Annotated in this window: 21 protein-coding genes; 9 read left to right on the forward strand and 12 right to left on the reverse strand. The window is 70.0% G+C overall.

The genetic code is table 11. From position 1 onward, the window contains the following. Positions 1 to 22: 22 nt before the first annotated feature. The 5 genes from PFX98_RS23120 to PFX98_RS23140 all read left to right on the forward strand — a co-directional run bounded on the left by PFX98_RS23120 (position 23) and on the right by PFX98_RS23140 (position 6283). Positions 23 to 502, forward strand: coding sequence for a hemerythrin domain-containing protein (locus PFX98_RS23120; protein WP_285232826.1), 480 nt, complete (start codon positions 23 to 25; stop codon positions 500 to 502). A gap of 148 nt (positions 503 to 650) precedes the next feature. Further along, on the forward strand, positions 651 to 2228 hold the full coding sequence (locus PFX98_RS23125; protein WP_285232827.1) for a methyl-accepting chemotaxis protein: 1578 nt from the start codon (positions 651 to 653) through the stop codon (positions 2226 to 2228). 4 nt (positions 2229 to 2232) lie between these two features. Continuing rightward, positions 2233 to 2640: a bacteriohemerythrin gene (locus tag PFX98_RS23130; protein ID WP_285232828.1), complete on the forward strand. Its 408-nt coding sequence runs from the start codon at positions 2233 to 2235 to the stop codon at positions 2638 to 2640. Positions 2641 to 2693: 53 nt separating this feature from the next. After that, positions 2694 to 3935: a DNA polymerase Y family protein gene (locus PFX98_RS23135; RefSeq protein ID WP_285232829.1), complete on the forward strand. Its 1242-nt coding sequence runs from the start codon at positions 2694 to 2696 to the stop codon at positions 3933 to 3935. Between the two features lie 59 nt (positions 3936 to 3994). Continuing rightward, on the forward strand, positions 3995 to 6283 hold the full coding sequence (locus PFX98_RS23140; RefSeq protein ID WP_285232830.1) for a sensor histidine kinase: 2289 nt from the start codon (positions 3995 to 3997) through the stop codon (positions 6281 to 6283). Between the two features lie 35 nt (positions 6284 to 6318). Here PFX98_RS23140 and PFX98_RS23145 read toward each other — a convergent pair whose 3' ends face one another. Continuing rightward, a complete protein-coding gene (locus PFX98_RS23145; RefSeq protein WP_285232831.1) occupies positions 6319 to 6717 on the reverse strand; it encodes a YbaN family protein in 399 nt (132 codons plus the stop codon). Positions 6718 to 6750: 33 nt separating this feature from the next. Between PFX98_RS23145 and PFX98_RS23150 the strand changes: the two genes are divergently transcribed. Further along, positions 6751 to 7641 carry a LysR family transcriptional regulator gene (locus PFX98_RS23150; protein WP_285232832.1) on the forward strand — a complete coding sequence of 297 codons (891 nt, stop codon included), beginning with the start codon at positions 6751 to 6753 and terminating at the stop codon, positions 7639 to 7641. 80 nt (positions 7642 to 7721) lie between these two features. Continuing rightward, entirely contained in the window at positions 7722 to 8858 is a 1137-nt protein-coding gene (locus PFX98_RS23155) for an alpha-hydroxy acid oxidase (RefSeq protein WP_285232833.1), read from the forward strand. Here PFX98_RS23155 and PFX98_RS23160 read toward each other — a convergent pair. The 4 genes from PFX98_RS23160 to PFX98_RS23175 are packed head-to-tail and all read right to left on the reverse strand — an operon-like array spanning position 8855 to position 15047. Next, positions 8855 to 10411, reverse strand: a complete 1557-nt coding sequence (locus PFX98_RS23160; protein ID WP_285232834.1) for a GGDEF domain-containing protein — start codon at positions 10409 to 10411, stop codon at positions 8855 to 8857. The two genes, PFX98_RS23155 and PFX98_RS23160, sit on opposite strands and share 4 nt — an antisense overlap. A gap of 47 nt (positions 10412 to 10458) precedes the next feature. Then, positions 10459 to 12399 carry an acyl CoA:acetate/3-ketoacid CoA transferase gene (locus tag PFX98_RS23165; RefSeq protein ID WP_285232835.1) on the reverse strand — a complete coding sequence of 647 codons (1941 nt, stop codon included), beginning with the start codon at positions 12397 to 12399 and terminating at the stop codon, positions 10459 to 10461. A gap of 16 nt (positions 12400 to 12415) precedes the next feature. Beyond that, positions 12416 to 13762: a hypothetical protein gene (locus PFX98_RS23170; RefSeq protein WP_285232836.1), complete on the reverse strand. Its 1347-nt coding sequence runs from the start codon at positions 13760 to 13762 to the stop codon at positions 12416 to 12418. A 4-nt stretch (positions 13763 to 13766) separates the two neighbouring features. After that, positions 13767 to 15047 carry a glutamate carboxypeptidase gene (locus PFX98_RS23175; protein WP_285232837.1) on the reverse strand — a complete coding sequence of 427 codons (1281 nt, stop codon included), beginning with the start codon at positions 15045 to 15047 and terminating at the stop codon, positions 13767 to 13769. Between the two features lie 179 nt (positions 15048 to 15226). Here PFX98_RS23175 and PFX98_RS23180 point away from each other — a divergent pair, with 179 nt between their 5' ends. Continuing rightward, positions 15227 to 15490: a hypothetical protein gene (locus PFX98_RS23180; RefSeq protein WP_285232838.1), complete on the forward strand. Its 264-nt coding sequence runs from the start codon at positions 15227 to 15229 to the stop codon at positions 15488 to 15490. Between the two features lie 9 nt (positions 15491 to 15499). On the opposite strand, the gene PFX98_RS23185 is transcribed toward PFX98_RS23180, so the two are convergent. Next, positions 15500 to 15877, reverse strand: a complete 378-nt coding sequence (locus PFX98_RS23185; RefSeq protein WP_285232839.1) for a hypothetical protein — start codon at positions 15875 to 15877, stop codon at positions 15500 to 15502. Positions 15878 to 15987: 110 nt separating this feature from the next. Further along, entirely contained in the window at positions 15988 to 16554 is a 567-nt protein-coding gene (gene dcd, locus PFX98_RS23190; protein WP_285232840.1) for a dCTP deaminase, read from the reverse strand. 54 nt (positions 16555 to 16608) lie between these two features. On the opposite strand from dcd, the gene PFX98_RS23195 reads away from it, so the two are divergent. Then, positions 16609 to 17295 carry a Crp/Fnr family transcriptional regulator gene (locus tag PFX98_RS23195; RefSeq protein WP_285232841.1) on the forward strand — a complete coding sequence of 229 codons (687 nt, stop codon included), beginning with the start codon at positions 16609 to 16611 and terminating at the stop codon, positions 17293 to 17295. 20 nt (positions 17296 to 17315) lie between these two features. Here the strand turns inward: PFX98_RS23195 and PFX98_RS23200 are convergent, their stop codons facing one another. The 5 genes from PFX98_RS23200 to PFX98_RS23220 form a co-directional block, all read right to left on the reverse strand. Next, on the reverse strand, positions 17316 to 18857 hold the full coding sequence (locus PFX98_RS23200) for an ABC transporter substrate-binding protein (RefSeq protein WP_285232842.1): 1542 nt from the start codon (positions 18855 to 18857) through the stop codon (positions 17316 to 17318). A gap of 32 nt (positions 18858 to 18889) precedes the next feature. Beyond that, entirely contained in the window at positions 18890 to 21949 is a 3060-nt protein-coding gene (locus PFX98_RS23205) for an efflux RND transporter permease subunit (protein ID WP_285232843.1), read from the reverse strand. A gap of 12 nt (positions 21950 to 21961) precedes the next feature. Then, entirely contained in the window at positions 21962 to 23122 is a 1161-nt protein-coding gene (locus PFX98_RS23210) for an efflux RND transporter periplasmic adaptor subunit (RefSeq protein ID WP_285232844.1), read from the reverse strand. A 133-nt stretch (positions 23123 to 23255) separates the two neighbouring features. After that, positions 23256 to 23729, reverse strand: a complete 474-nt coding sequence (gene rnhA / locus PFX98_RS23215; protein WP_285232845.1) for a ribonuclease HI — start codon at positions 23727 to 23729, stop codon at positions 23256 to 23258. Further along, positions 23726 to 24559, reverse strand: coding sequence for a class I SAM-dependent methyltransferase (locus PFX98_RS23220; RefSeq protein WP_285232846.1), 834 nt, complete (start codon positions 24557 to 24559; stop codon positions 23726 to 23728). Before PFX98_RS23220 ends, rnhA begins: the two co-directional genes overlap by 4 nt. Between the last annotated feature and the right edge of the window lie 25 nt (positions 24560 to 24584).

The following is a 24584-nucleotide window of genomic DNA, read 5'->3' on the forward strand; positions in this document are numbered from 1 at the left end:
GCCCCTCACTTTGAGCACGACCATGAGCAGCATCACCTGGAACGAGCAACTCGCGCTCAACCACGCCCAACTCGACCACACGCATGAGGAATTCGTCGGCCTGCTGAACGAGTTCGCGGCGGTGCTGGCCAGCGGCGCCGACCCGCTGCCCGCCTTCCAGCGCCTGCTCGCCCATACCGAAGAGCATTTCGCGATGGAAGAGCGCTGGATGGCCGCCACCGGCTTCGCGCCCGAGAACTGCCACAGCAAGCAGCACGCGATGGTGCTGGACACCTTGCGCGAGGTGCTGCGCTATGCGGTGGAGCTCAAGGACATGGAGCCCATGCGCATCATCGTGGGCGAGCTCTCGCAATGGTTCCCGGCCCATGCCGAGATGATGGACGCCTCGCTGGTGTTCCACATGAGCCAGGTGGGCTACGACAGCGCCACCGGCACGCTGACCCAGCCGCTGCAGCAAGCCTCGGCCACCATCAGCTCCTGCGGCAGCGCCAGCTGCAGCTGAAGGCTGCCGGTTCCTTTCGCTATGTCCCCGCCTTTTGACATAAGGCAAGTCGCTGGCTTGACCTAGGGTAAACCCACAAGTCCAATCCATGAGTCCGCCGTCTGGCGCGCCAATCCGGCGCCGCGGCAGGCTCACAGGGAAGGACAACATGAGCGGGAAAAAGAATATGGCGGACCTCGGCATCGGCGTACGCTTGGGCCTGGGATTCGGGGTCCTGCTGCTGATGATGGCGGGCATCATCTTCATCGCCTGGCAGCAGTTCGGCCGCGCCGATGCGGTCAACAGCCGCATCATCGAGCAGGACTGGGTCAAGGCCGATGCGGCCAATGTGGTGAACGCCAGCACGCGCGCCAATGCGCGCAACACCATGGAGCTGATCGTCAGCGCCGATGCGGCGCAGTCGGCCCGCGCCAAGCAGCGCATCGAGGCCAACAAGCAGATCATCACCGAGGCCCTGCGCACCCTGGAGTCGCTGGTGCGTCTGCCCGAGGGCAAGGCCATGCTGGCCCAGCTGAAGGAGACGCGCACCAAGTACGTGGCCTCCTTCAGCAAGGTGGCCAAGCTGGTCGACGAGGGCCGCAAGGACGAGGCCACGCAGCTGCTCAACAGCGAAACCCTGGCCCTGCTGGATGCCATGCAGGAGCCCATCAACGGGCTCACCGCCCTGCAGAAGAAGGTGGTGGTGGCCAGCAGCGCCGAGTTGCGCAGCGATCTCGGCACCGGCCGCATGCTGCTGCTGGCCGTCGGCGCGCTGGGCCTGGCGCTGGGCGTGGGCTTCGCCTGGTGGATCACGCGCTCCATCACCCGGCCCCTGCATGCGGCGCTGCGCGTCGCGCGCACCGTGGCGGCCGGCGACCTCAGCAGCCAGATCGAGGTGCGCAGCGCCGACGAATGCGGGCAGCTGCTGCAGGCCTTGAAGGACATGAACGCCAGCCTGGTGAGCATCGTCAGCCAGGTGCGCCAGGGCGCGGATTCGATGGCCATCGCCACCGACCAGATCGCCGCCGGCAATCTCGATCTGTCGTCGCGCACCGAGGAGCAGGCCAGCTCGCTGCAGCAGACCGCGGCCTCGATGGAGCAACTGTCGGCCACCGTCAAGCAGAACTACGACGGCGGCCGCCATGCCAACCAGCTGGCCGAAACCGCCTCGGGCGTGGCCGTCAAGGGCGGCGCCGTGGTGGCCCAGGTGGTGCAGACCATGGAGGCCATCAATGCCTCGTCGACCAAGATCGCCGACATCATCGGCGTGATCGACGGCATCGCCTTCCAGACCAACATCCTCGCCCTGAACGCCGCGGTGGAAGCCGCGCGTGCCGGCGAGCAGGGGCGCGGCTTCGCCGTCGTGGCCGGCGAGGTGCGCAGCCTGGCGGGCCGCAGCGCCGAGGCCGCACGCGAGATCAAGAAGCTCATCACCGGTTCGGTGGGCAATGTGCGCGAGGGCTGCAAGCTGGTGGAACAGGCCGGCAGCACCATGGACGAGATCGTCGTGCACGTGCGGCGCGTGGCCGACCTGATGGGCGAGATCACCACCGCCAGCAAGGAGCAGACCACCGGCATCGAGCAGGTCAACCAGGCGGTGGGCCAGATGGACCAGGTGACGCAGCAGAACGCTGCCCTGGTCGAGGAGGCCGCGGCCGCCGCGCAATCGCTGTCCGACCAGGCCCAGGGCCTGGTGCAGGCGGTGAGCGTGTTCAAGCTCGGCGCCGCGACGCCGGGCCAGGGCTGAGGCCATGGCCTACTTTGAATGGGCCGATGACATGGTGATCGATGGCGGCGCGATCGACGCGGACCACCGCCATCTGGTCGATCTGGTGAACCAGCTGCACAGCGCCACCACCGAGGGCCGCGGCATGGAGGTGGTGGAGACCATCCTCAAGGAGCTGCTCGCCTACACGGCCGAGCATCTGCAGCGCGAGGAGCAGCGCATGGCCGAGCTGCAGTTCCCCGATCTCGAGCGCCACCGGCTCACGCACGCGAAGTTCATCGCCGATCTGCAGGCCCTGCGCGCGCGCTTCGAGGCCGGCAGCATCGCGGTGGCGGCGCAGCTCTCGGCGGTGCTGCGCGACTGGTTGTCGCTGCACATCCGGCGCGGCGACAAGGAGCTGTTGCGCTTCGTGCAGCGCCGCCAGCGCGCCTGAGCTCACGCGCTGCTGCTGCCAGCCCCTGTCAGCAGCGCGCGCCACAATGCGGCATGGCCGCATCGCCTCCCTCCTCCACCGCCAGCGGGCCCCTGCCCCAGCGCCTGATCGCGCACCTCGACATGGACGCCTTCTATGCCTCCGTCGAGCTGCTGCGCTATCCCGATCTGAAGGGCCTGGCGGTGGTGGTGGGCGGGCGGCGCGCGCATGAGCCCAAGACCCTGCCCGACGGCACGCGCCAGTACGCGCGGCTGCGCGACTACACCGGCCGCGGCGTCGTCACCACCTCCTCCTACGCGGCCCGCGATCTGGGCGTGTTCTCGGCCATGGGCCTGATGAAGGCGGCGCTGCGCGCGCCCGATGCCATCCTGCTGCCCACCGATTTCGACGCCTACCGGCGCTACTCGCGCCTGTTCAAGGCCGCGGTGGCCGAAGTGGCGCCGGTGATCGAAGACCGCGGCATCGACGAGATCTACATCGACCTCTCCGACGTGCCCGGCATCCGCGAGCCGGTGGGCCACGATCCGCTGGGCGGGGTGCGCGCGGTGGCGCGCGAGATCAAGAACTCGGTGTTGCGCGCCACCGGCCTGAGCTGCTCGATCGGCATCACGCCCAACAAGCTGCTCTCCAAGATCGCCTCCGAGCTCGACAAGCCCGACGGCATCACCATCCTCCTGGCCGAGGAGATTCCCGCCCGCATCTGGCCGCTGGGCGTGCGCAAGATCAACGGCATCGGCCCCAAGGCCGGCGCCAAGCTGCTGGAGTTGGGCATCGAGAGCGTGGGCGAGCTGGCGGCCGCCGACCCGGCGCTGCTGCGCCAGCATTTCGGCGAGAGCTATGCGGCCTGGCTGCACGAGGCCGCGCATGGCCGCGACGACCGGCCGGTGGTGACGCACAGCGAGCCCGTCTCGATCAGCCGCGAGACCACCTTCGAACGCGACCTGCATGCCAAGCACGACCGCGCCGAACTGGGCGCGATCTTCACGCGCCTGTGCGAGCAGCTCGCCGCCGACCTCGAGCGCAAGGGCTATCTGGGCCGCACGGTGGGCATCAAGCTGCGCTTCGAGGGCTTTCGCACCGTCACGCGCGACCTCACCCTGGAGCTGCCCACCCAGGATGCGCAGGCGATCCGCCGCGCCGCCGGCGCCTGCCTCAAGCGCGTGGACCTGAGCCAGCGCCTGCGCCTGCTGGGCGTGCGCATCGGCAGCCTGTCGCGCCCCGGCGACGCCGCGGCGCCGCGGCGCGGCAGCAAGCCCGCCGCGCCGTCCAGGGCCGAGAACCTGCCGTTGTTCTGAGCCTCTACACGCCCGGGCCGGGGCTGGGTATGCTCAAGCTCTGAGCCCGACCGAGCCGCATGACGCCCACCACGCCGAACGCCGAGGAACCCCAGCCCTGCCTGCAGCGCCTGCGCCGCGCCGCGCTGCGGCATCCGCGCTGCACACCGGCCCTGTACGAGCAGCTCGGCGCGCGCTGGCAGGCCGAAGGCCGGACGGCGGCGGCGCTGGACGCCCTGTACGGCCGCTTCTTCGTGCTGGAACGCCTGGGCCTGGCGCTGGACCTGCGCCGCCAGCTCGAGGCCGGGCTGAATGAGGCCACCGAGGCGCATTTGCCGCAGCAGGCGGCGCGCCTGCACGAGGCGCTGGGCCGGCTGCATTACCAGATGGGCGAATACCAGCTCGCCAGCACGCATTGGTCGCAGGCGCTGGACCTGGCCGCCATGCTGGGCGATGGGCGCACCGGCGTGGCCGCCCGCATCGGCCTCGGCCAGATCCATTACGCGCTGGGCGACTGGCCCACCGGCGAGCGTTTCCACAGCGATGCGCGCGGCCTGCTGCAAGGCCTGGACGACGATTACCTGGAAAGCAAGCTGCGCATCAACCTCGGCGTGGGCCTGTTCAACCGCCAGCAGTACGAGGCGGCGGCGCAGGAGTTCGGCCTGGGCCGTGCGGCGGCGGCGCGCGCCGGGCATCGCGACTATGTGGCCGAGGCGCAATGGCACGAGGCGCGCAGCGCCCAGGCGCGCGGCCAGCATGAGCAGGCCCTGCAGCTGTGCCGCGAGGCGCTGGCGCGCGCGCGCCAGGCCGGCTATGCCTGGCTGCAGACCATGGCCAGCGCCACCCTCACCGAGCTGGCCGCGGCGGGCGACGACATCGCCGAGGCGATACGCTGCGGCGAGGAGAGCCTGGAGCTGGCGCGGCGGCTGGGCGCGCGCCGCCAGCAGAGCACCGCGCACCGTGCGCTGGCCAAGCTCTACCAGAACCAGGGCCGCCTGCAGGCCGCCCTCAACCATCTCTGGCAGCACCAGGAGCTGGAGGGCGAGCTCTACCGGCTCAGCCTGCCCGAGCGCTTGAGCGCCCTGGCGCGCTTCGACCTCAGCCAGCAGCCGCCCGAGGAGCGGCTGCTGAACCTGTCCAACCGCATGTGGAGCATCGAAAGCGAAGAGGACCTGGCCGCCGCGGTGCAGGCGATGCGGCCCGAGATCGAATCGGTGCTGGCGGTGGACGCGGTGCAGTTCTGGTGGGACGCCCAGGGCCGCGGCGAATTTGCCCCGCTGCCGCCGGTGGCCGCGGCGCAGCTGGACGCCGAGCATTGCCCGAGCTACCTGGCCATGCTGGACGCGCTGCACCAGCCGCTGGCGCTGTCTGAGTGGAGCCTGCACCCCTGCCATGCCGAGCTCAGCGCGCTGGCCGGCGCCAGCGGGCTGGTGCTGCCGCAGTCGCGCCTGGAGTTCGCGCTGCGGCTGCAGGGTCGGGTGCGCGCCGTGCTGTGGCTGGACCAGCAGCACGCGCTGCGCGCCTGGTCGCGCGACGAGCTGCTGCGCGCCAGCCATATCGCCAAGCTCTACGAGCGCCTGCTGCTGGCGCTGGATCTGGCCCAGGCCAAGCGCGCCCAGCAGGAGATGGAGCGCGAGAAGTTCAGCTCGCTGGGCCGGCTGGTGGCCAGCGTCGCGCATGACGTCAACACCCCGGTGGGCGTGGCCATCACGGCGGCCTCGGGCCTGGGCGATGCGGCCGCGCGCAGCCTGCAGGCCTTGCGGGGCGAGCGCGTCAGCCGCCAGGAGCTGACCGCCCTGGCCGAGCAGATGCACGCCAGCGCCGAGCTGGTGGAGCGCAATCTGCAGCGCGCCGCCACCCTGATCGGCGACTTCAAGCGCATCTCGGTGGACCAGCAGGCCGAGACCCTGGAGACCTTCAGGCTGGCCGACTATCTGCGCAGCGTGGTCTCGGTGCACAGCCCGGTGCTGCGCAAGGCCGGCATCGAATGCAGGCTCGACATCCCGGAAGCGCTCGAGATGACCCAGGTGTCCGGCCTGCTCACCCAGGTGTTCTCCAACCTCATCATGAACAGCCTCACCCATGCCTTCCCCACGGGCCGGGGCGGCCAGATCGAGATCGCTGCCGAGGCCTGCGGCGCCGATCAGCTGCTGATCAGCTACAGCGACGACGGCGTGGGCCTCAGCCCGGAGGCGCGCCGCCATGCCTTCGAGCCCTTCTTCACCACCAAGCGCGGCCAGGGCGGCTCGGGCCTGGGCATGTACATCGTCTACAGCATCGTGCACAAGCTGGGCGGCAGCCTGGAACTGCCCGAGCGGCCGCGCGGCATGTGCCTGCGCATGCGCCTGCCGCGTAGCGCGCAGGTCTGAGGGCGGACCTGAGAGCGGGCCTGACGCTCAGGTGCTCAGCGCGTCGGCAGGCGCCACATCCAGAAGGCCACGCAGGCGCAGCAGGCGGCCGGCAGCCAGCACCAGGCCAGCGGCAGCCGGTAGGCGGCCCACAGCGAGCCCAGCGTCATCATGGTCCAGGCCAGTTGCTTGGCGCGCAGCGGGATGGCATGGTGGTCGCGCCAGTTGCGCACCATTGGCCCGAAGCGCGGATGGTTCAGCAGCCAGGCCTCGCAGCGCGTGCTGCCGCGCGCAAAGCAGAAGGCCGCCAGCAGCACAAAGGGCGTGGTGGGCAGCAGCGGCACGAAGATGCCGATGATGCCCAGCGCCAGGCTGGCAATGCCGGCCAGCACCCACAGCAGGCGCTGCCAGACCGGCCGGCGCGGCAATAGCAGGGGCACCGAGGTTTCGCTCATGGGCAAATCATCGCATGCCGCTACAGTGCGGGCATGAGCAGCGCCCCCGCTTCGGACCTCCGCTTCCCCTCCATCGACGGCTTGCGCGCCTTTGAAGCCACCGCCCGGCTGGGCAGCCTGGAGCGTGCCGCCGAGGAGCTCTGCGTCAGCGCCAGCGCGGTCAGCAAGCGCATCAGCACGCTGGAAGAGCTGCTGGGCCTGACGCTGCTGATGCGCACCGCCAAGCCGCTGGCGCTGAGCGCCGCCGGCAAGGAGTATCTGGAGCAGGTGCGCGCCGCGCTGAGCCTGCTGGCGGCCGTGCCCCTGCACCAGCGCAGCGCCCAGCGCCTGGAGCGCCTGCGCGTCACCGTGCCGCCCACCTTCGCGCGCCAGATCCTGGTGCCGGCTCTGCCCGAGTTCACCGCCGCCCATCCCGAGCTGGAGCTGGAGCTGGTGCTGTCGATCCCCTATCTGGACGAGACCAGCCCGCCGGCGGACGTGGAGGTGCGGCATGGCGACATGCCCGAGGGTCAGGTCTTGCTGCGCGACGTGGTCACGCCGATGGCCGCGCCCAGCCTGCTGGCGCGCATGCCACCGCTGCGCCAGCCCGCCGACCTGCAGGATTGGCCGCTGCTGCGCACGCCGCTGGAGCCCTGGACGCCCTGGCTGCGCGCCGCCGGCCTGGCCTGGCCCGAGCCCGCCAGCGGCACGCGCTTCGTCGACCTCGGCCTGACCCTGGAGGCCGCGGTGTGCGGCCAGGGCGTGGCGCTGGGGCGGCCGACGCTGGCCGGCCCCTATCTGCACAGCGGCGCGCTGCAGCGGCTCTTCCCCCTGAGCGTGCCGGCCGCCAAATGCTATGGCCTGCTGCAGCACAGCGGCTCGGGCGCGGCGGCCGCCTTCGGCGCCTGGCTGCGCGGCCGCTGCCAGCGCCTGCAGGAAGAATAAGTTTCAGCCCGCGGCTGAAGAACTTTCCCGGCGCGCCGCGGCCCAGGCCCTAGCATGCGTTCCAACCCAAGGAGACCCCCATGCCCGTGATCACCTGCATCGAAGATCTGCGCCTGCTGGCCCAGCGGCGCGTGCCGCGCATGTTCTACGACTATGCCGATTCGGGCTCCTGGACCGAGAGCACCTACCGCGCCAACTCGGCCGATTTCCAGGCCATCAAGCTGCGCCAGCGCGTCGCCGTGAACATGGAGAACCGCAGCACCGCCACCACCATGGTGGGCCAGCGCGTGGCGATGCCGGTGGCGATCGCGCCCACCGGCCTGACCGGCATGCAGCATGCCGACGGCGAGATCCTGGCGGCCAGGGCGGCCGAGAAGTTCGGCATCCCCTTCACGCTCTCGACCATGAGCATCTGCTCGATCGAGGACGTGCGCGCGCGCACCAAGGCGCCGTTCTGGTTCCAGCTCTACGTGATGCGCGACCGCGACTTCATCGAACGCCTGATCGAGCGCGCCAAGGCCGCCCAGTGCAGTGCCCTGGTGCTGACGCTGGACCTGCAGATCCTGGGCCAGCGCCACAAGGACATCCGCAACGGCCTGTCCGCGCCACCCAAGCCCACCATCGCCAACCTCATCAACCTGATGACCAAGCCGCGCTGGTGCCTGGGCATGCTGGGCACGCCGCGGCGCCAGTTCGGCAACATCGTCGGCCATGTGAAGGGGGTGGAGAACATGGGCTCGCTGTCCGAGTGGACCGCCAAGCAGTTCGATCCCCAGCTCAGCTGGGCCGACGTCGAATGGATCAAGAAGCGCTGGGGCGGCAAGCTCATACTCAAGGGCATCCAGGACGTCGAGGACGCGCGCCTGGCGGTGGCCTCCGGCGCCGACGCGCTGATCGTCAGCAACCATGGCGGCCGCCAGCTGGACGGCGCCGAATCCAGCATCCATGCGCTGCCCGCCATCGTCGAGGCGGTGGGGTCGCAGATCGAGGTGCATATGGACGGCGGCATCCGCTCGGGCCAGGACGTGCTGAAGGCCTGGGCCCTGGGCGCGCGCGGCACCTACATCGGCCGCGCCTTCCTCTATGGCCTGGGCGCGATGGGCGAGGCCGGGGTCAGCAAGACGCTGGAGATCATCCACAAGGAGCTGGACCTGACGATGGCCTTCACCGGCCATACCCAGCTGCAGAACGTCGGGCGCGAAATCCTGCGGCCCTAAGCCGCCACCTGGTTGCGGCCCGCGGACTTGGCGCGGTAGAGCGCCTGGTCGGCGCGTGAGTACAGCAGCTCGGCGCTGTCGCCGGCGCGCAGCAGGGCCACGCCGCAGCTGATCGTCAGCACCGGCAGTACCTCGCTGGCGCGGTGGGCCAGCCCCAGGGCCTGCACGGCGGCACAGGCCTGCCGGGCCACGGCCAGCGCGCCGGCCAGGTCCACCTCCTCGAGCAGCAGGGCGAACTCCTCGCCGCCCAGGCGCGCCGCCAGGTCCTCGGGCCGGCGTGCCTGGGCGCGCAGGCAGCCCGCCACCGCCTGCAGCGCCTGGTCGCCGGCCGGATGGCCGTAGCTGTCGTTGTAGCGCTTGAAGAAATCCACATCCACCAGCACCAGCGCGCCGCCACGCCCATGGCGCTGGTGGGCGGCCAGCAGGCGCGCCAGGCACTCGTCGAACTTGCGGCGGTTGGGCAGTGCGGTCAGCACATCGGTGGTGGACTGGGCCGTCAACTCCACCATCTGCTGGCGCACCAGCTGGATCATGCCGTTGGCGTATTGCGCCAGGCGGCCGATCTCGTCCTGGCCCGTGACCTCGAGCTGGCCGGCCCAGTGGTTGCTGTCCACCACCGAGCGCAGCTCCTGCTCGAGCCGGCTGAGGCGGCGCACCACCAGACGGTCCACCACCACCATCATGCCGATGCCGGTGAGCAGGATCAGCAGCACCAGCCCGCGCGTCAGATAGCCCTGGCTCTGCTGCAGGCGCTCGAGCGTGCCGCGCGCCGCACTCATGCGCAGCAGGGCCACCGCCTGCCCGCCGATGCCGCTGACCGGCAGGTCCATGTCCAGCTCGCGCGCGTGCAGGCTCAGCGTCGGCACGCCCTGGGCGAACTGCGCCTCCAGCGCTGCGCCCATGCGCGCGCCCGCCGGCGCGGTGCCGGCCGGCAGCAGCTGGAACCGCAGCTTGGTCTGGCGCTGCACCGAGTCCACCATGGCCGCGGTGAGCCAGCGCCCGATCACCACGGTGCCGCGCGCCGGGCCGCTGCGGTCGGAACGCAGCAGCGGCCGGAAGCACAGCAGGGCGCGCGCCGCGCCGATCAGGGTGAGACCGCAACCCGGCTGCGCGCCGCGCGCCAGCACGCCGACATGGGCCAGCAGCCCGTCCTGCAGTTGCGCCGCATGGGCCTGCATGGGCCGGGCGCCATCGGGCGCGGGCACCTCCACCTGTTCGAGCGTGCGGCCCTCTACATCCAGCAGGTAGAACCAGTCGATATGGCCGGCCTGCAGCGAGGCGGCCGTCAATTCATCGCGCCGGAACTGCGCGTTCGGCTGCGCCACATGCTCGAACATGGCGGTGTAGTTGGACCAGGAGCCCAGCACCACGTCCAGCTGGACCAACTGCGCATCCAGCGCCAGCAGCAGGCGGCGCAGGTCCTTCTCGGCCTCCACGCGCTCCTGCACCAGGCCATCCGCCAGCAATTGCTCGCGCACCACCCACACGCTCAGGCCCGCCATGGCGGACAGGATGGCCAGCAGCGTGACGATGATCTTCAGCCTCAGGCCCATGCGCCCCAATGTACGGAGGGCAGGCCCGGCAGGCAAGTGCGCGGCCGCTACAACTGCGCCAGCGCCTGCTGCGCCGAGTCGAACAGCTGCGGCGCCACGCCGTGCGAACTCAGCGCCGCGCTGAGGCGGCTGCGCGCGAAGCCGGCGGCGCCGTAGCGGGTCACGTTCAGGTAGTAGCGGTCGCTCAGCTCGCGCACCATCGCGGCATAGGCCTCCAGCAGCGCCGGCTCGCAGAAGAAATGGTCGTAGTTGACGATGCCCCAGACCTTGTGCGGCAGCGGTGCCAGGCGTTTCTCCACCTCGGCGCGGATCGCCTCCACATCGTCCAGCGTGCGCACCGACAGGCGCTCGAAGTTGAGGAAGAACTGACGCTTGGCGGCGTCATAGCTGAAGCGCTCGGCCAGCGGCAGCATCAGCAGGCGCGCGCGCAGGCCCAGGCCGGCCTCCTCGAACAGCGCCGCCTCCATCGGCCGGGGTGGCGCCGGCAGCAGGGGCTGGAAGCCCATCAGATCGAGCACGTCCTTCTGCAGGTCCAGGCCCGGCGCCAGCTCGCTCAGCACCATGCCGGCCGCGGTGAGCCGCAGCACGCAGCGCTCGGTGACGTAGAGCACCTCCTGGCCGCGCCGCAACGCCTCGCGGCCCGAGAAGGTGCGGTGCTCCACCGCGGGCACGAACTTGGGGCTGCCATCGGCCAGGAACTGGCCCACGAACACCAGCTTCCTGGTGTTCTGGCTGATGTTGATGAAGCCGCCGGCCCCGGCCAGGCGCGCGCCGAAGCGGCTGACGTTGACATTGCCCTGCGCATCCGCCTGGGCCAGGCCCAGCACCGCGAGGTCGAGGCCGCCGCCATCGTAGAAGTCGAACTGGTAGGGCTGGTCGATCACCGCCTGGGTGTTGATGGCGGCGCCGAAGTTCAGCCCGCCGGCCGGGATGCCGCCGATCACGCCGGGCTCGGCGGTCAGGGTGATGAGGTCGATCAGATGCTCCTCGGCCGCCACCGCCGCCACGCCCTCGGGCATGCCGATGCCCAGGTTCACCACCTGGCCGGACTTGAGCTCCAGCGCGGCGCGGCGCGCGATCACCTTGCGCGGGCCCGGCGCCATCGGCGTGGCGGCCGCCATCGGCACGCGCAGCTCGCCGGCAAAAGCGGGGCTGTAGGGTTCGGCAAAGGTCTGCTGGTGGTACTCGGGCTTCTCGGCCACCACCACCGCGTCCACCAGGGCGCCGGGAATCTTGACCTGGCGCGGATTGAGGCTGCCGCGCTCGGCCAGGCGCTCCACCTGCACGATCACGATGCCGCCGCTGTTGCGCACCGCCATCGCGATCGCCAGCGTCTCCAGCGTGAGCGCCTCGCGCTCCATGGTGATGTTGCCGTCGGTGTCGGCGGTGGTGCCGCGCAGCAGGGCCACATCGATCGGGAAGGCCTTGTAGAACAGGTACTCCTCGCCATCGATGGGCATCAGCCGCACCAGCGCCTCGGTGCTGCGCGCATTCAGCGCGCCGCCGCCATGGCGCGGATCGACGAAGGTGTCCAGGCCGACACGGCTGAGGTGGCCGGGCTTGCCGGCGGCGATGTCGCGGTAGAGGTGGGTGATGACGCCCTGCGGCAGGTTCCAGGCCTCGATCTCGCCCGCCAGCGCCAGGCGCTGCAGCGCCGGCACCAGGCCCCAGTGGCCGCCCACCACGCGCTTGAGCAGGCCGGCGTGGCCCAGGTGGTTGAGGCCGCGCGTCTTGCCATCGCCCTGCCCGGCCGCGTACACCAGGCTGAGCTCGCGCGGCGAGCCGGTGGCCAAGAAGCGCTGCTCCAGCGCCACCGCCAGGTTCTCGGCAAAGCCGATGCCCACGAAGCCCGAGCTGGCCAGGCAATCCCCATCCTGGATCAGCGCCACCGCGGCGGCGGCGCTCACCACCTTGCCATGCTCGAGTGCCTGCAGCGCATGGATCTGCGCGAGGCGCCCTTGTTGCTCCGGGCTGCTGTGTTGCGGCATGGCCGTCTCCTTGGGGTCAGTTCTTGCCCTGCAGGTATTTTTGCTCGGCTTGCAGCACCAGGGGCAGGACTTCGTCCAAGGTGACCGCGCGCGCGCCATCGTCCTCGAGGTTCACCACCGCCAGATAGCCATGCTCGGCACCGCTGCGCGTGAAGGCCTTGGCCAGGCGCAGCTGGTCGCTGCGCAGCAGGCGGCCATCCGCCGCATCCCAGTGTTCCGCCGCCACCAGGCAACCGGCCTGCGGCACCGCAGGCGCATAGGCGGCACCCGGGTAGTAGCCCGGGTTGAGGGTGTTGCCATGCATCAGGATCTCGTCGCGCCCGGCCAGGCCCGCCAGCCAGGCCTCCTTGAAGGGCTCGTAGGCGGCCCAGGCCGGCGGCAGAAAGCTCTCGTACAGCGCCTCGCTCCAGGGCTGGGCCGGCGGCAGCGCGGGGCCGGCGGCATGCTCGAACTCGGCCGGCGTGGCCTCGACCGGCAGCATGCTGTGCAGATAGGGCGTGGGACCGATCCAGGGGTTGGTGGCGGTGCCGGCACCGCGCAGCGTGAACAGGCCTTGCGGCGTGTTGCCCATGCTGATGGTGCCGGGCAGGCCGCTGCGCGACAGCGCCAGCTGCGGCACGGCGAACAGGCGGCCATCCGGCTCGCGCACGAAGCGCCCATCGGGCCCGCGCACCAGCGCCAGGCCCAACTGGCCGCGGCTGGGCCGCTGCAGGCTGAACACCACCGGGTAGCCGGGGCGCAGCGGCGCGGCCAGCAGCTCCGGCAGGGGCGGGCGCGCGGCGGCGGGCGGGCCCAGGCTGGCCATCAGGGCGCGCAGGCGCGGCTCCTCGCGCCAGGGCGGGAATTGCGCCTCGGTCTGGGCACGCAATGCGCCCGCCAGCTCGGGCTGGGCCTTCAGCAGGGTGTAGGCCGCGATGGCGTATTCGCGCGGCCGTTGCAGGCTGGGCAGCAGCGGCCAGAGCAGCGGCGCGGCGGCCGGGGCATAGAGGGCATAGGCCGCCGTCAGCAGGGCGCGCTGCGTGTCCGGTGCTTGCTGGGCCACGCCGGGCAGGGCCGCCAGCAGTGGCGCGCGCAGGGCCTCGATCTCGAGGTTGAATTGCGCCGCGCTGGCAAGTGCGGCGGGCAGCTCGGCCAGCGCCGCGGCCTCACCGCGCTGCAAGCGCGCCACGCGTGCGCGCTGCCGCGCCTGTTCGTCCGCCAGCATGGCGCGCTCGGCGGCGCCGGCCGCCGGCGCCCAGCGGAAGTCGCTCGGCTGGTAGCGCTGCAGCTCGGCCGCGCTGTGGCGCTTTTCCGGCGCCGGGCCAGGGCTGGCGCAGGCCGCCAGCAGCAAGGCCAGCGCCAGCATCAACGGCCGGGTCGCCAATGCCCTACTCCGCCGCCACCCGGGCATCGCAGAAGTCCATCATCATGCGCGTGGCCAGGTACAGGCGCGGCGCAATCGAGTCGAGGTAGATGAACTCGGCATCGGTGGTGTGGGCGCCGCCGCCGCGCAGGCCGAAGCCCTCCACCACCGGGCCGCGCGCGCGCAGCGCGGCAAAGGCCGCATCGGTGCCGCCGCCGCTCGCCACCGCGTCGACGCGCAGCGGCCGGCCGATCTCGGCAAAGCGCTGCCGCGCATGCTCGGCAAAGGCCTGGCCGGCCTTGCTGGCCTCCAGCGGCGGGCGGCGGCGCTCGAACTGCAGCTCCACGCGCGCCTCCGGCAACAGGCGGTTCTGGATGCGCGCCTGCAGCTTGCGCTCGAGCTCGTCGTAATCCGCCACGCGCAGCACCCGCACATCGGCCGAGGCGCTGGCCAGCGGCGGCACCATATTGCGCACGATGCCGGCCTTGGCCATGGTCCAGTTGAGCTTGACGCCGGTCTTGGCGTCGGAGAGATCGCGCATCTGCAGGATCTGGTGCGAGAGCTCGTAGAGCGCGTTCACGCCGTTCTGCGGCGCGCTGCCGGCATGGGCGGCGCGGCCATGCACCGTCAGGTTCACCGAGGCGATGCCGGCGGTGGCCAGGCGCAGCGCATCCTGGCTGCCGCCCCCGCCCTCGAAGGACATCACCGCATCGTGCTCGGCGCCCAGCTGGGTGAGCCAGCTGCGCGAGCCCGGCGAGGAGATTTCCTCATCGGCATTGAAGAGCACGGTGATCTGGCCGCAGCCGGCATAGCCCTGCGCCTTCAGCAAGGCCAGGCTGTGCAGCACCAGCGCCAGGCCCTGCTTGTCGTCGGCAATGCCCAGGCCATAGGCGCGGTCCTCGCGCAGGCCGAAGGGCTGCTGGGCCAGCATGCCGGCCGGGTAGACCGTATCCATGTGCGCGATCAGCAGCAGCTTCTTGCTGCCCTTGCCACGCCACTGGGCCTTGAGATGGCGCGCCAGGGTCTCGGGCGTGTCTTCCATCCGGTAGACCTCGCGCGGCTCCAACCACTCGATCTCGGCGCCCAGGCCCTTGAGGCGGCCGGCAAGCAGCTCGGCGATCTGGCCCAGGCCGGCGGTCTCGCGGCTGCCGCTCTCGACCGCCACCAGCTGTTCCAGGGTCTTGAGCAGGGCCGGACGTTCGGCCTCGGCGGCCTGTAGCAAGGCGGGCTGGGCTCGCAAGGGGCCGTGGGCCAGGCCGGTGCACAGCAGCAGCGCGGCAAGCAGACGCAGGCGGGATGGGCTCATCGTCACTCCAGCAAGGGGGTTGCGGCCATTCTGCTTGCGATCGCACAGCGCGGCGGGTGCGCCCCGGGCGCTCGTCGCACAACACCGATTTAGGGGCTGGCGTTTTCCCTGATCCTGACCGATAACTTACTGACGCGAAGCTGACGCCACCCGGTGTCCACGCGGGACCGGAGGCCGCCATGAAGCTCAAGCAACTGGGTCAGGTGAAGCGTTGGATGATCGGCCATGCACACCAGCATCCGGTCGAACTGGCGGTGTGGAACCTGGTGCTGACCTGCTGGGTGATGGGCTGGATGGGCATGCCCAGCGCAATGCTGATCGAGGAATGGGCGGCGCTGCCGGCCTGCCTCACCGCCACCCTGGTACCCAGCCTCTATGCCAGCGCCAGGCTGCGCCTGCACCGCCATGGGCGGCTGCGCTGCGACTGGCTCACCGCGCTGTGAAATCGACGCTCAGTGAATGAGCCCGATCCACTCGCCGGCACGCTGGTAGTCGCCGAACAAGCGCATCGCCAGCGCCTGCAGGGCGGCTTGCCCGCTGGCATGGGCGGCGGCCAGGCGCTCGAAGGCGTAGAGGCGGTCGTAGAGCATGCGGGTGGGCTGCAGGCTCATGCCCTCGCCCTGCATCAGCTCCTGCAGCACATGCAGGTCGCGCACATCCACCGGGCCGGCGATCGGCATGCCGATGTCCAGCGTCTGGCCGGGCAGCAGCGCGGGGTCCAGCGAAAAACCGGCACTCGTGACCTGCGGGCCACTCTGCCATTGCCGGGCGTCAAAGAACTCCAGCGGAGCCGGGCCAGCGTCTGGAACCAGGTGCAGCGGAATGATCATTGGGGGCCTCGACATCAGGGATTGCTGATGGGCTCGATGATGCCGGCCGCCCGCAAAACTTAAGCGAAAAAAAGCGGGTCAAGACCCGCCTTATTCGATCATGCGGAGCCTCAAGCCTTGGGCAGGGTGACGCCGCGCTGACCCTGGTACTTGCCGCCGCGGTCGCGGTAGGAGGTCTCGCAGACCTCGTCGCTCTCGAAGAACAGCACCTGGGCGCAGCCCTCGCCGGCATAGATCTTGGCCGGCAGCGGCGTGGTGTTGCTGAACTCCAGCGTCACATAGCCTTCCCACTCGGGCTCGAAGGGGGTGACGTTGACGATGATGCCGCAGCGCGCATAGGTGCTCTTGCCCAGGCAGATGGTCAGCACATTGCGCGGGATGCGGAAGTACTCGACGGTGCGCGCCAGCGCAAAGCTGTTGGGCGGGATGATGCAGACATCGCCCTGGAAGTCCACAAAGCTCTTCTCGTCGAAGTTCTTGGGATCCACCACGGTGCTGTGCACATTGGTGAAGATCTTGAACTCGGGCGCGCAGCGGATGTCGTAGCCATAGCTGGAGGTGCCGTAGCTGACGATCTTGCGACCGTCCACCTCGCGCACCTGGCCGGGCTCGAAGGGCTCGATCATGCCGGTGCTCTCCGCCATGCGGCGTATCCACTTGTCGCTCTTGATGCTCATCGGGGTTCCCTCAAGGTTTGGCGCATTTTAGGTTCCTAGAATGCGGCACCGACCATGACCCATATCAGCCTCACCCAAATGCTCGAATCCTCGCTGTGGGGCCGCCGCCTCAGCGCGGCGGAACTGCAGCGTGTGCTGCGCGAATGCCGCGAGCGCCCGGTAGCGGCGCGCGAGTACCTGGTGCGCAGCGGCGAGAAGGCGGAGTACTGGGTGGGCCTGATCAGCGGCTTCGGCAAGATGAGCATCGGCACCGCCGACGGGCGCGAGACCACCCTGATCAGCGTGGCCAGCGGTGGCTGGTTCGGCGAGGGCACGCTGATCAAGCATGGCCATTGGCAGTACGACGCGGTGGCGCTGCGCGATTGCCGCATCGCCCTGATGCCGCGCGAGACCTTCGAATGGCTGCGCGCCACCAGCCTGCCCTTCAACCACTATCTGCAGCAGCTGATGAGCGCGCGCATGGGCAGCTTCATCGCCCGGCTCAGCCACGACCGCCTGCTCAACTCCACCGAACGGGTGGCGCGCTGCCTGGCCAGCTTCTTCAACCCCGAGCTCTATCCGGAGCCGGGCCAGTTCCTGGAACTGAGCCAGTCCGAGCTGGGCCAACTGGCCGGCGTGTCGCGCCAGCGCGCCAACATCGCCCTGCACCAGCTGGAGGAAGCCGGCCTGCTCAGCACCGAGCGGCGCGGCATCAAGGTGCTGCATCTCGACGGCCTGCGCAGCTACACCTCGCCGGCCTGAGCCGCTTTCTTCAGTTCAGCTCAGCGCAGCGTCACACCGTCGAAGCGCATGCGGCCATCAGGCCCCAGCTTGAAGCCCTGCACGTTCTTGCGCACCGCCACGGTCAGCTCGCCATGGGCGATCACGCTCCAGGGCAGCTGGGCCATCGCGATGCGCTGCGCCTTGGCATAGAGCTGCTGGCGCTGGCCCTGGTCGAGCGTCTGCCTGGCCTGCTGGATCGCCTCGTCATAGGCCTTGTCGCAGAAGAAGCTGGCGCTGGCGGCGCCGCAGGCCAGCTGGCCGGCGGTGTCGGCCGGCTCGGTATCGCCGTTCCAGCCCAGCAGCGCGGTGTCGTGCTCGCCGGCATCGACGCGCTTCAGGTACTCGCCCCATTCATAGCTGACGATGCGCGCCTGCACGCCGATCTTGGCCCAGTCGGCCTGGATCATCTGCGCCATCAGCTGCGCATTCGGGTTGTAGAAGCGCTGCACCGGCATGGCCCAGAGCGTCACATTCAGGCCGCTGACACCGGCGCGCTTGAGCAACTCGCGCGCCTGCTCGGGCGCATAGGGCACGGGCTTGAGCGTGGCGTCATGCGCCCAGCTGGCGCGCGGCATGGTCGAGACCGCCAGCTCGCCGGCCGGGCCGAACACCGTCTTCAACAGCGTGGGCTTGTCGATCGCCATGTCCAGCGCCTGCCGCACCGCCAGCTTGTCCAACGGCGGCTTCTTCAGATTGAAGGCCAGGAAGCCCACGTTCAGGCCCGGCGCGCTGGCAAAGCCGATCGCCGCGTCCTTGGCCAGCTCCTGCACATCGGCGGCGCTGGTGAGCGCGGCGATGTCGCATTCATTGCGGCGCAGGCGCTGGGTGCGCACATTGCGGTCCACCGTGATCGCATAGACGAGCTGGTCGACCAGCGCGGTATCGCGGCGGAAATAGTCGGGGTGGCGCGTGTAGCGCAGCACGCTGTCGGACTGGAAGCTCTTGAACACGAAGGGTCCGGTGCCCACCGGCAGCTGCGCGATCTGCGCGGCCTTGCCGGCCTTCAGCAGCTGGGCGCCGTATTCGGCCGACTGCATGGCGGCGAAGGCAAAGCTCAGCATGCTGAGGAAGGAGGCGTCGACGCTGCTGAGCGTGATCGCCACCTCGTCGTCGGCCAGCCGCTCCACCTTGCTGATCAGCTTGCTCCAGCCCAGCGAGAGCACATAGGGCGAGATGGTCGGATAGGCCTGCTGGAAGGGATGCTTGGGGTCGAGCAGACGGCCGAAGGTGAACAGCACGTCGTCGGCATTGAAGTCGCGCGTGGGCGTGAACCACGGCGTGCGATGGAACTTCACGCCATGGCGCAGCTTGAAGCGCAGCTGGCGCCCATCGGCGCTGATGTGCCAGCTTTCGGCCAGGCCCGGGATCAGCTTGCCACTGCCGCGCTCGGCCTCCAGCAGGCCGTCGAAGACCGGCTGGGTCGCCACATGGTCGATGCCCGAATCGGTGTTGGCCGGATCAAAGGTCTTGGGGCTGCCGCTGGCGCAGAAGCGCAGCGTGCTGGCCTGGGCCAGCGTGGTGGCGAGGAGAGAAACCAGCAACAGCTTGCAAATCCGCGCCATCACAGCTCCTGTCAATGTTGCAGGGCCGGCACGGTGATCTCGCCCGGCACCGCCTTGCGTGCAAACAAGGTGTACATGGTGGGCACCACGAAGATCGTCAACAGCGTGCCCAGGCTCATGCCACCGACGATCACCCAGCCGATCTGCTGCCGGCTCTCGGCGCCGGCGCCGGAGGCCAGCGCCAGCGGCAGCGCGCCCAGCACCATCGCGCCGGTGGTCATCAGGATCGGGCGCAGGCGCAGCGCCGCGGCCTCCACCACCGCATCCATGGTAGCGCGGCCCTGCTGGCGCAGCTGGTTGCTGAACTCGACGATCAGGATGCCGTGCTTGGTGATCAGCCCCACCAGCGTGATCAGGCCGATCTGCGAATAGACGTTGAGCGTGCCACCCGACCATTGCAGCGCCAGCAGCGCGCCCACCATCGACAGCGGCACCGAGAGCAGGATCACGAAGGGGTCGACAAAGCTCTCGAACTGCGCCGACAGCACCAGGAAGATGAACAGCAGGGCCAGCACGAACACCAGGCCCAGCGCGCCCGAGGAGGACTTGTACTCGCGCGACACGCCGTTCAGCTCGGTGGCATAGCCCACCGGCAGCTGCTGCTGCGCGATCTCATCCATCTTCACCAGCGCCTCGCCCAGCGCATAGCCGGGCGCCAGGCCCGCGGTGATGGAGACCGAGCGGCGCTGGTTGAAATGGTTCAGTTCCTTGGGGCTGACCGCCTCGCTGACCTTCACCAGCGACGACAGCGGCACCAGCGCATCGCCCTTGCCGCGCACGAACAGGCGCTCGATCTGCTGCGGCGTGCTGCGGTGCTGCGACTCGGTCTGCACCAGCACGTCGTACTGCTCGGCATCGCGCTTGTAGCGCGTCACCGCGCGGCTGCCCAGCATGGTCTCGACGGTGCGCGCCACCTGGTCCACCTGCACGCCCAGGTCGGCGGCGCGCTCGCGGTCCACCTCCAGATAGATCTCGGGCTTGTTGAGGCGCAGGTCGTTGTCGATCTGCACAAAGCCCGGGTACTTGCCCATCTCGGCGGTGAACTGGGCCGCCACCTTGGCGAGGTTCTGGTAGCTGTCGCCGGTGACGATGACGAAGTTGATGGGCCGCGAGTTGAAGCCCTGCCCCAGGCTGGGCGGCGTGATCGGGAAGGCGTTCACGCCCGGCAGCTGGCTGACCTGCGGGATCAGGCTGCGCGCCAGCTGCTGCGTGCTCTTCTTGCGCTCGTCCCAGTCCACGGTGCGCAGGATGGCGATGCCCTGCGACACGGTGGCGCCGCCGGCGAACACGAAGCGCTTGTCGAACTCGGGGTACTGCGCGCCGATGCGCTCGACCGCATCGAGGTAGCGCGCGGTGAATTCCATGGTGGCGCCATCCGGCGCGGTGATGGGCATCACCACCACGCCGCGGTCCTCCATCGGCGAGAGCTCGGACTTGGCGTTGACGAACAGCCACCAGCTGCCCGCACCCGAGGCCAGCATCAGCATCACCACCAGCCAACGCTGGCGCAGCGCCAGGCGCAGCAGGGCGGCGTAGCGCTCGCTGATCCACACCAGCACGCGCTCCATGCCGGCGTCGAAACGCGTCGGCCGGGCGTTGTGGCGCAGCAGCTTGGAGCACATCATGGGCGTGAGCGTGAGCGCCACGAAGCCCGACACCAGCACCGCGCCGGCCAGCGTGAGCGCGAACTCGACGAACAGGCGCCCGGTGCGGCCGGGCGTGAAGGCCAGCGGCGCGAACACCGCCACCAGGGTCAGCGTCATCGCCACCACCGCGAAACCGATCTCGCGCGCGCCCTGGAAGGCGGCCTGCAGCGGCGCCAGGCCCTCCTCGATATGGCGGAAGATGTTCTCCAGCACCACGATGGCATCGTCCACCACCAGGCCGATCGCCAGCACCAGGGCCAGCAGCGTCATGGTGTTCACGGTGAAGCCGGCCGCCGCCATGATGGCGAAGGAGCCGATCAGGCTGACCGGAATCGTCACCAGCGGGATGATGGAGGCGCGCAGGGTGCGCAGGAACACGAACACCACCAGGGCCACCAGCACCACCGCCTCGGCAATGGTGTGGTAGACCGACTGGATCGAGCGGTCGATGAAGATGGCGTTGTCGCTGGCCGGGCGCACCACGATGCCCGCCGGCAGGTCCTGCTGCAGGCGCGGCAGCATCGCGTTGACGGCCGCCGAGACCTCCAGCGGATTGGCGGTGGCCTGCTTGATCACCCCCACCGAGACCGCGGGCAGGCCGTTCAGGCGCACGCGCGAGCGCTCGCTGGCGGCGGCCTCGGCGATGCGCGCCACGTCCTTGAGGCGGATCACGCTGCCGTTCACCTGGCGCAGCGCGACCTCGGCAAACTCGGCCGCGCTGTTGAGATCGGTGCGCGCGGTAACGTTGAACTCGCGCTGCTGGCTCTCGATGCGGCCGGCCGGCACCTCCAGGTTCTGGCGGCGCAGCGCGTCCTCCACGTCCTGCACGGTGAGCTTGTAGGCGGCCAGGCGGTCGGCGTCGAGCCAGACGCGCATCGCATAGCGGCGGTCGCCGCCGGTCTCCACATCGGCCACGCCGGGGATGGTCTGCAGGCGCGGCTTGACGATGCGGTTCACCACATCGGTGACCTGCAGCGGGTCCAGGGTCTCGCTGGTGAACACCATGCGCAGCGTCGGCTGGGCATCGGCCTCGACCTTGGCGATCACCGGCTCGTCCACCGCGGTGGGCAGGCGAAAGCGCACGCGCGCGACGCGATCGCGCACATCGGCGGCGGCGTTGTCGGGGTTCTTCTCGAGCTTGAAGCGCACCGTGATCTGGCTCGACTCGGAGCGCGAGATCGAGGTCACGATATCGACGCCCTCGATGCCGGAGATCGAATCCTCCAGCGGCTTGGTGACCTGGCTCTCGATCACCTCCGAGGAGGCGCCGGTGAGGCGGGTGCTGACCGTCACCACCGGCTCGTCGATGCGCGGGTATTCGCGCAGCGAGAGCTTGCTGAAGGAGACAAAGCCCACCAGCACCAGCAGCAGTGACATCACCGTCGCGAAGACGGGGCGGCGGATCGCAATTTCGGACAAGCGCATGCGATCTGCCCCTTAGCGGCTGGCTGCAGAGGCCGCGGCTGGATTCACGGCATTGGCGGCGGCGCCGCCCTGCTTGTCCACATCGACCAGCTTGACCGCCTGCTGCTCGCCGCGCGTCAGGCGCGACTGGCCGGCGGTGACCACCCAGTCGCCGGCCTTGAAGCCGTCCAGCACCTCGACCTTGCCCGGCACGCGCAGGCCCAGGCGCGCCTCCAGCCGCTGCGCCTGCTTGCCGCCCGCGCCATCCACCAGCTTGAACAGATATTGCTTGCCGCCCAGCGGCACCAGCGCCTCCTCGGGCACCACCAGGGCCTGGGCACGCGTGGCGAACACCACGCGCACGCGGGCGAACAGGCCCGAGCGCAGCTCGCTGCCGGGTTTGTCCAGGCGCGCGCGCACCAGCATGGCGCGGCCGCCGGCATCCAGCTGGGTATCGAGCGCCTCGACCTTGGCCGTGAAGCTGCGGCCCGGCAGCGCATCCAGCAAGAGCTCCACCGGCTGGCCGAGCCTCAAGCTGGGCACATAGCGCTCGGGCAGGCGGAAGTCCACCCACATCGAGGAGGCGTCCTCCACGCTCACCAGTTCGGCGCCGTCCTTGACGTACTCGCCGAGGTTGACATTGCGGATGCCGGCCACGCCGTCAAACGGCGCCAGCACCTGCATGCGGCCGAGCTGGGCGCGGCTCAGCGCCACCTGGGCCTCGGCCACCTGCAGCGCCGCCACGGCCTGATCCACCACGCTGGCGGAGACGAAGTTCTGCGCCAGCAGCTCGCGATTGCGCTGCAGCTGGGTGCGGGCGATGCCGGCCTGGGCCTCGGCCTGCTGCAACTGCGCGGCCTGCAAGGCATCGTCCAGCTGTATCAAGACCTGACCCCGGCGCACGCGCTGGCCATCGGTAAAGCCGAGCTTGACGACGCGGCCGCTGACCTCGGGCTTGAGCACCACCGACTGGCGCGCGCGCAGGCTGCCCACCGCCTGGGCGTCGTCGGTGAGCGTCAGCAGTTCGACGGCGCGGCCCTCCACCAGGGCGGGGCCGCTGGCGCCCGCGGCCTTGGGCGCAATGGCGGCAGCCGCGCTGCCCTCGGGGCGGTGTTGCCACCAATAGGCCAGGCCACTCAGGCCCGCCAGGGCAAGCAGGGCTACAACGGTGTGGGTCTTCTTGATCAAGCTCATGCGCGCGGGTCTCCGAGCGCGCACTGTAGCGGCGAATGGCGGATTTCAGCGCCCGGCCCGGGCACCGCTGCGACCGGAGCCGGTTTTCTGGGTGCCAGTTGGGCGCACCGGGCGCCCTGCGCACGCGCGCGGCTCAGCGGCCCACTGAGGCCGCGCCCTTGTTGGCGAGCGCGTCGGCGCGCTCGTTGCCCGGATCGCCGGCATGGCCCTTGACCCAGCGCCACTCCACCTGGTGCAGCTTGCGCAGCGCGTCCAGGCGCTGCCAGAGCTCGACGTTCTTCACCGGCTTGCCGTCGGCGGTCTTCCAGCCGCGGCGCTGCCAACCGGCAATCCATTCGGTCATGCCCTTGCGCACGTATTCGCTGTCGGTGTAGATGACGATCTGGCAGCTGCGCTTGAGCGAGGCCAGTGCCTCGATCACGGCGGTGAGTTCCATGCGGTTGTTGGTGGTGTTGGCCTCGCCGCCGCACATTTCCTTCTCGTGGCCGCCGGCGCTCAACCAGGCACCCCAGCCGCCCGGGCCGGGGTTGCCCTTGCAAGCACCATCGGTGTAGATGACGACGCTGGGCTTGGCAATCTGGGCCGCGGCCGCTTTGGGTTCTGTCATGGATCTCGTATCGAAGAGGAAGAAGAAGAAAACTGATGCGGGTGCGAATTCAGGGCCACCGCCGAGGCGCCGCGCGCCTGCCGGCGCTGCTGCCGCGCCAAGCCGACCAGGCGCATGCCATGCACGCGCTTGACCGCCACCACGAAGTAGACCGCGCCCAGCACGGTCCACCAGCGAGGCCCCAGGCGTTCCAGCCATTGCCAGCGCGCCAGCCAGGCGGCGCTGCGCAGCGGCGGCCGGTAGCAGCCGAACTGCGCCTGCTCGACCTCGAAGCTCAGCAGGCGCAGCCAATCGCGCAAGCGCCAGTAGCCGATGAAATCACCGGCGCGCGGCAGGAACAGGGGTGGCTCGCCGCGCAGGCGGAAACGGCTGCGCAAGCGCCCCAGATTCTGCCTCAAGCCCCACAGGCTGGCCGGGTTCAGGCCCAGGATCACCAGCCGCCCCTCCGGCCGCAGCACGCGCTCGACCTCGCGCAGCGTCAGGTGCGGGTCCAGCGCCAGCTCCAGCGCATGCGGCAGCACCACCAGGTCCAGGCTGTTGGACTCGAAGGGCAAGGCATCGAACTCGCAGTGCAGCGACACCGCCGCCGGGCGCTCGTCCAGGGGCCAGTCGAGCAGGGGCTGCTCGAGCGAATCGAGCGCCAGCCAGCGGTGCGGCATGCGGTTGCTGCGCAGGCCCTGCAGCTCGGGCAGGCCCAGCTGCAGGGCGTGAAAGCCGAACAGATCGGCCACCGCCTCGTCCAGCCGCGCCTGCTCCCAGGCCAGCAGATAGCGCCCGGGCGGCGTCTGCAGCCAGGCGGCGAGCTCTACAATTTGGGATTCGCGTGTCATCGCCCTCGCCGCACTAACTCTTGCT

The organism is Paucibacter sediminis (assembly GCF_030254645.1).
In the GTDB taxonomy this organism is placed as follows: Bacteria; Pseudomonadota; Gammaproteobacteria; order Burkholderiales; family Burkholderiaceae_C; genus Paucibacter_B; species Paucibacter_B sediminis.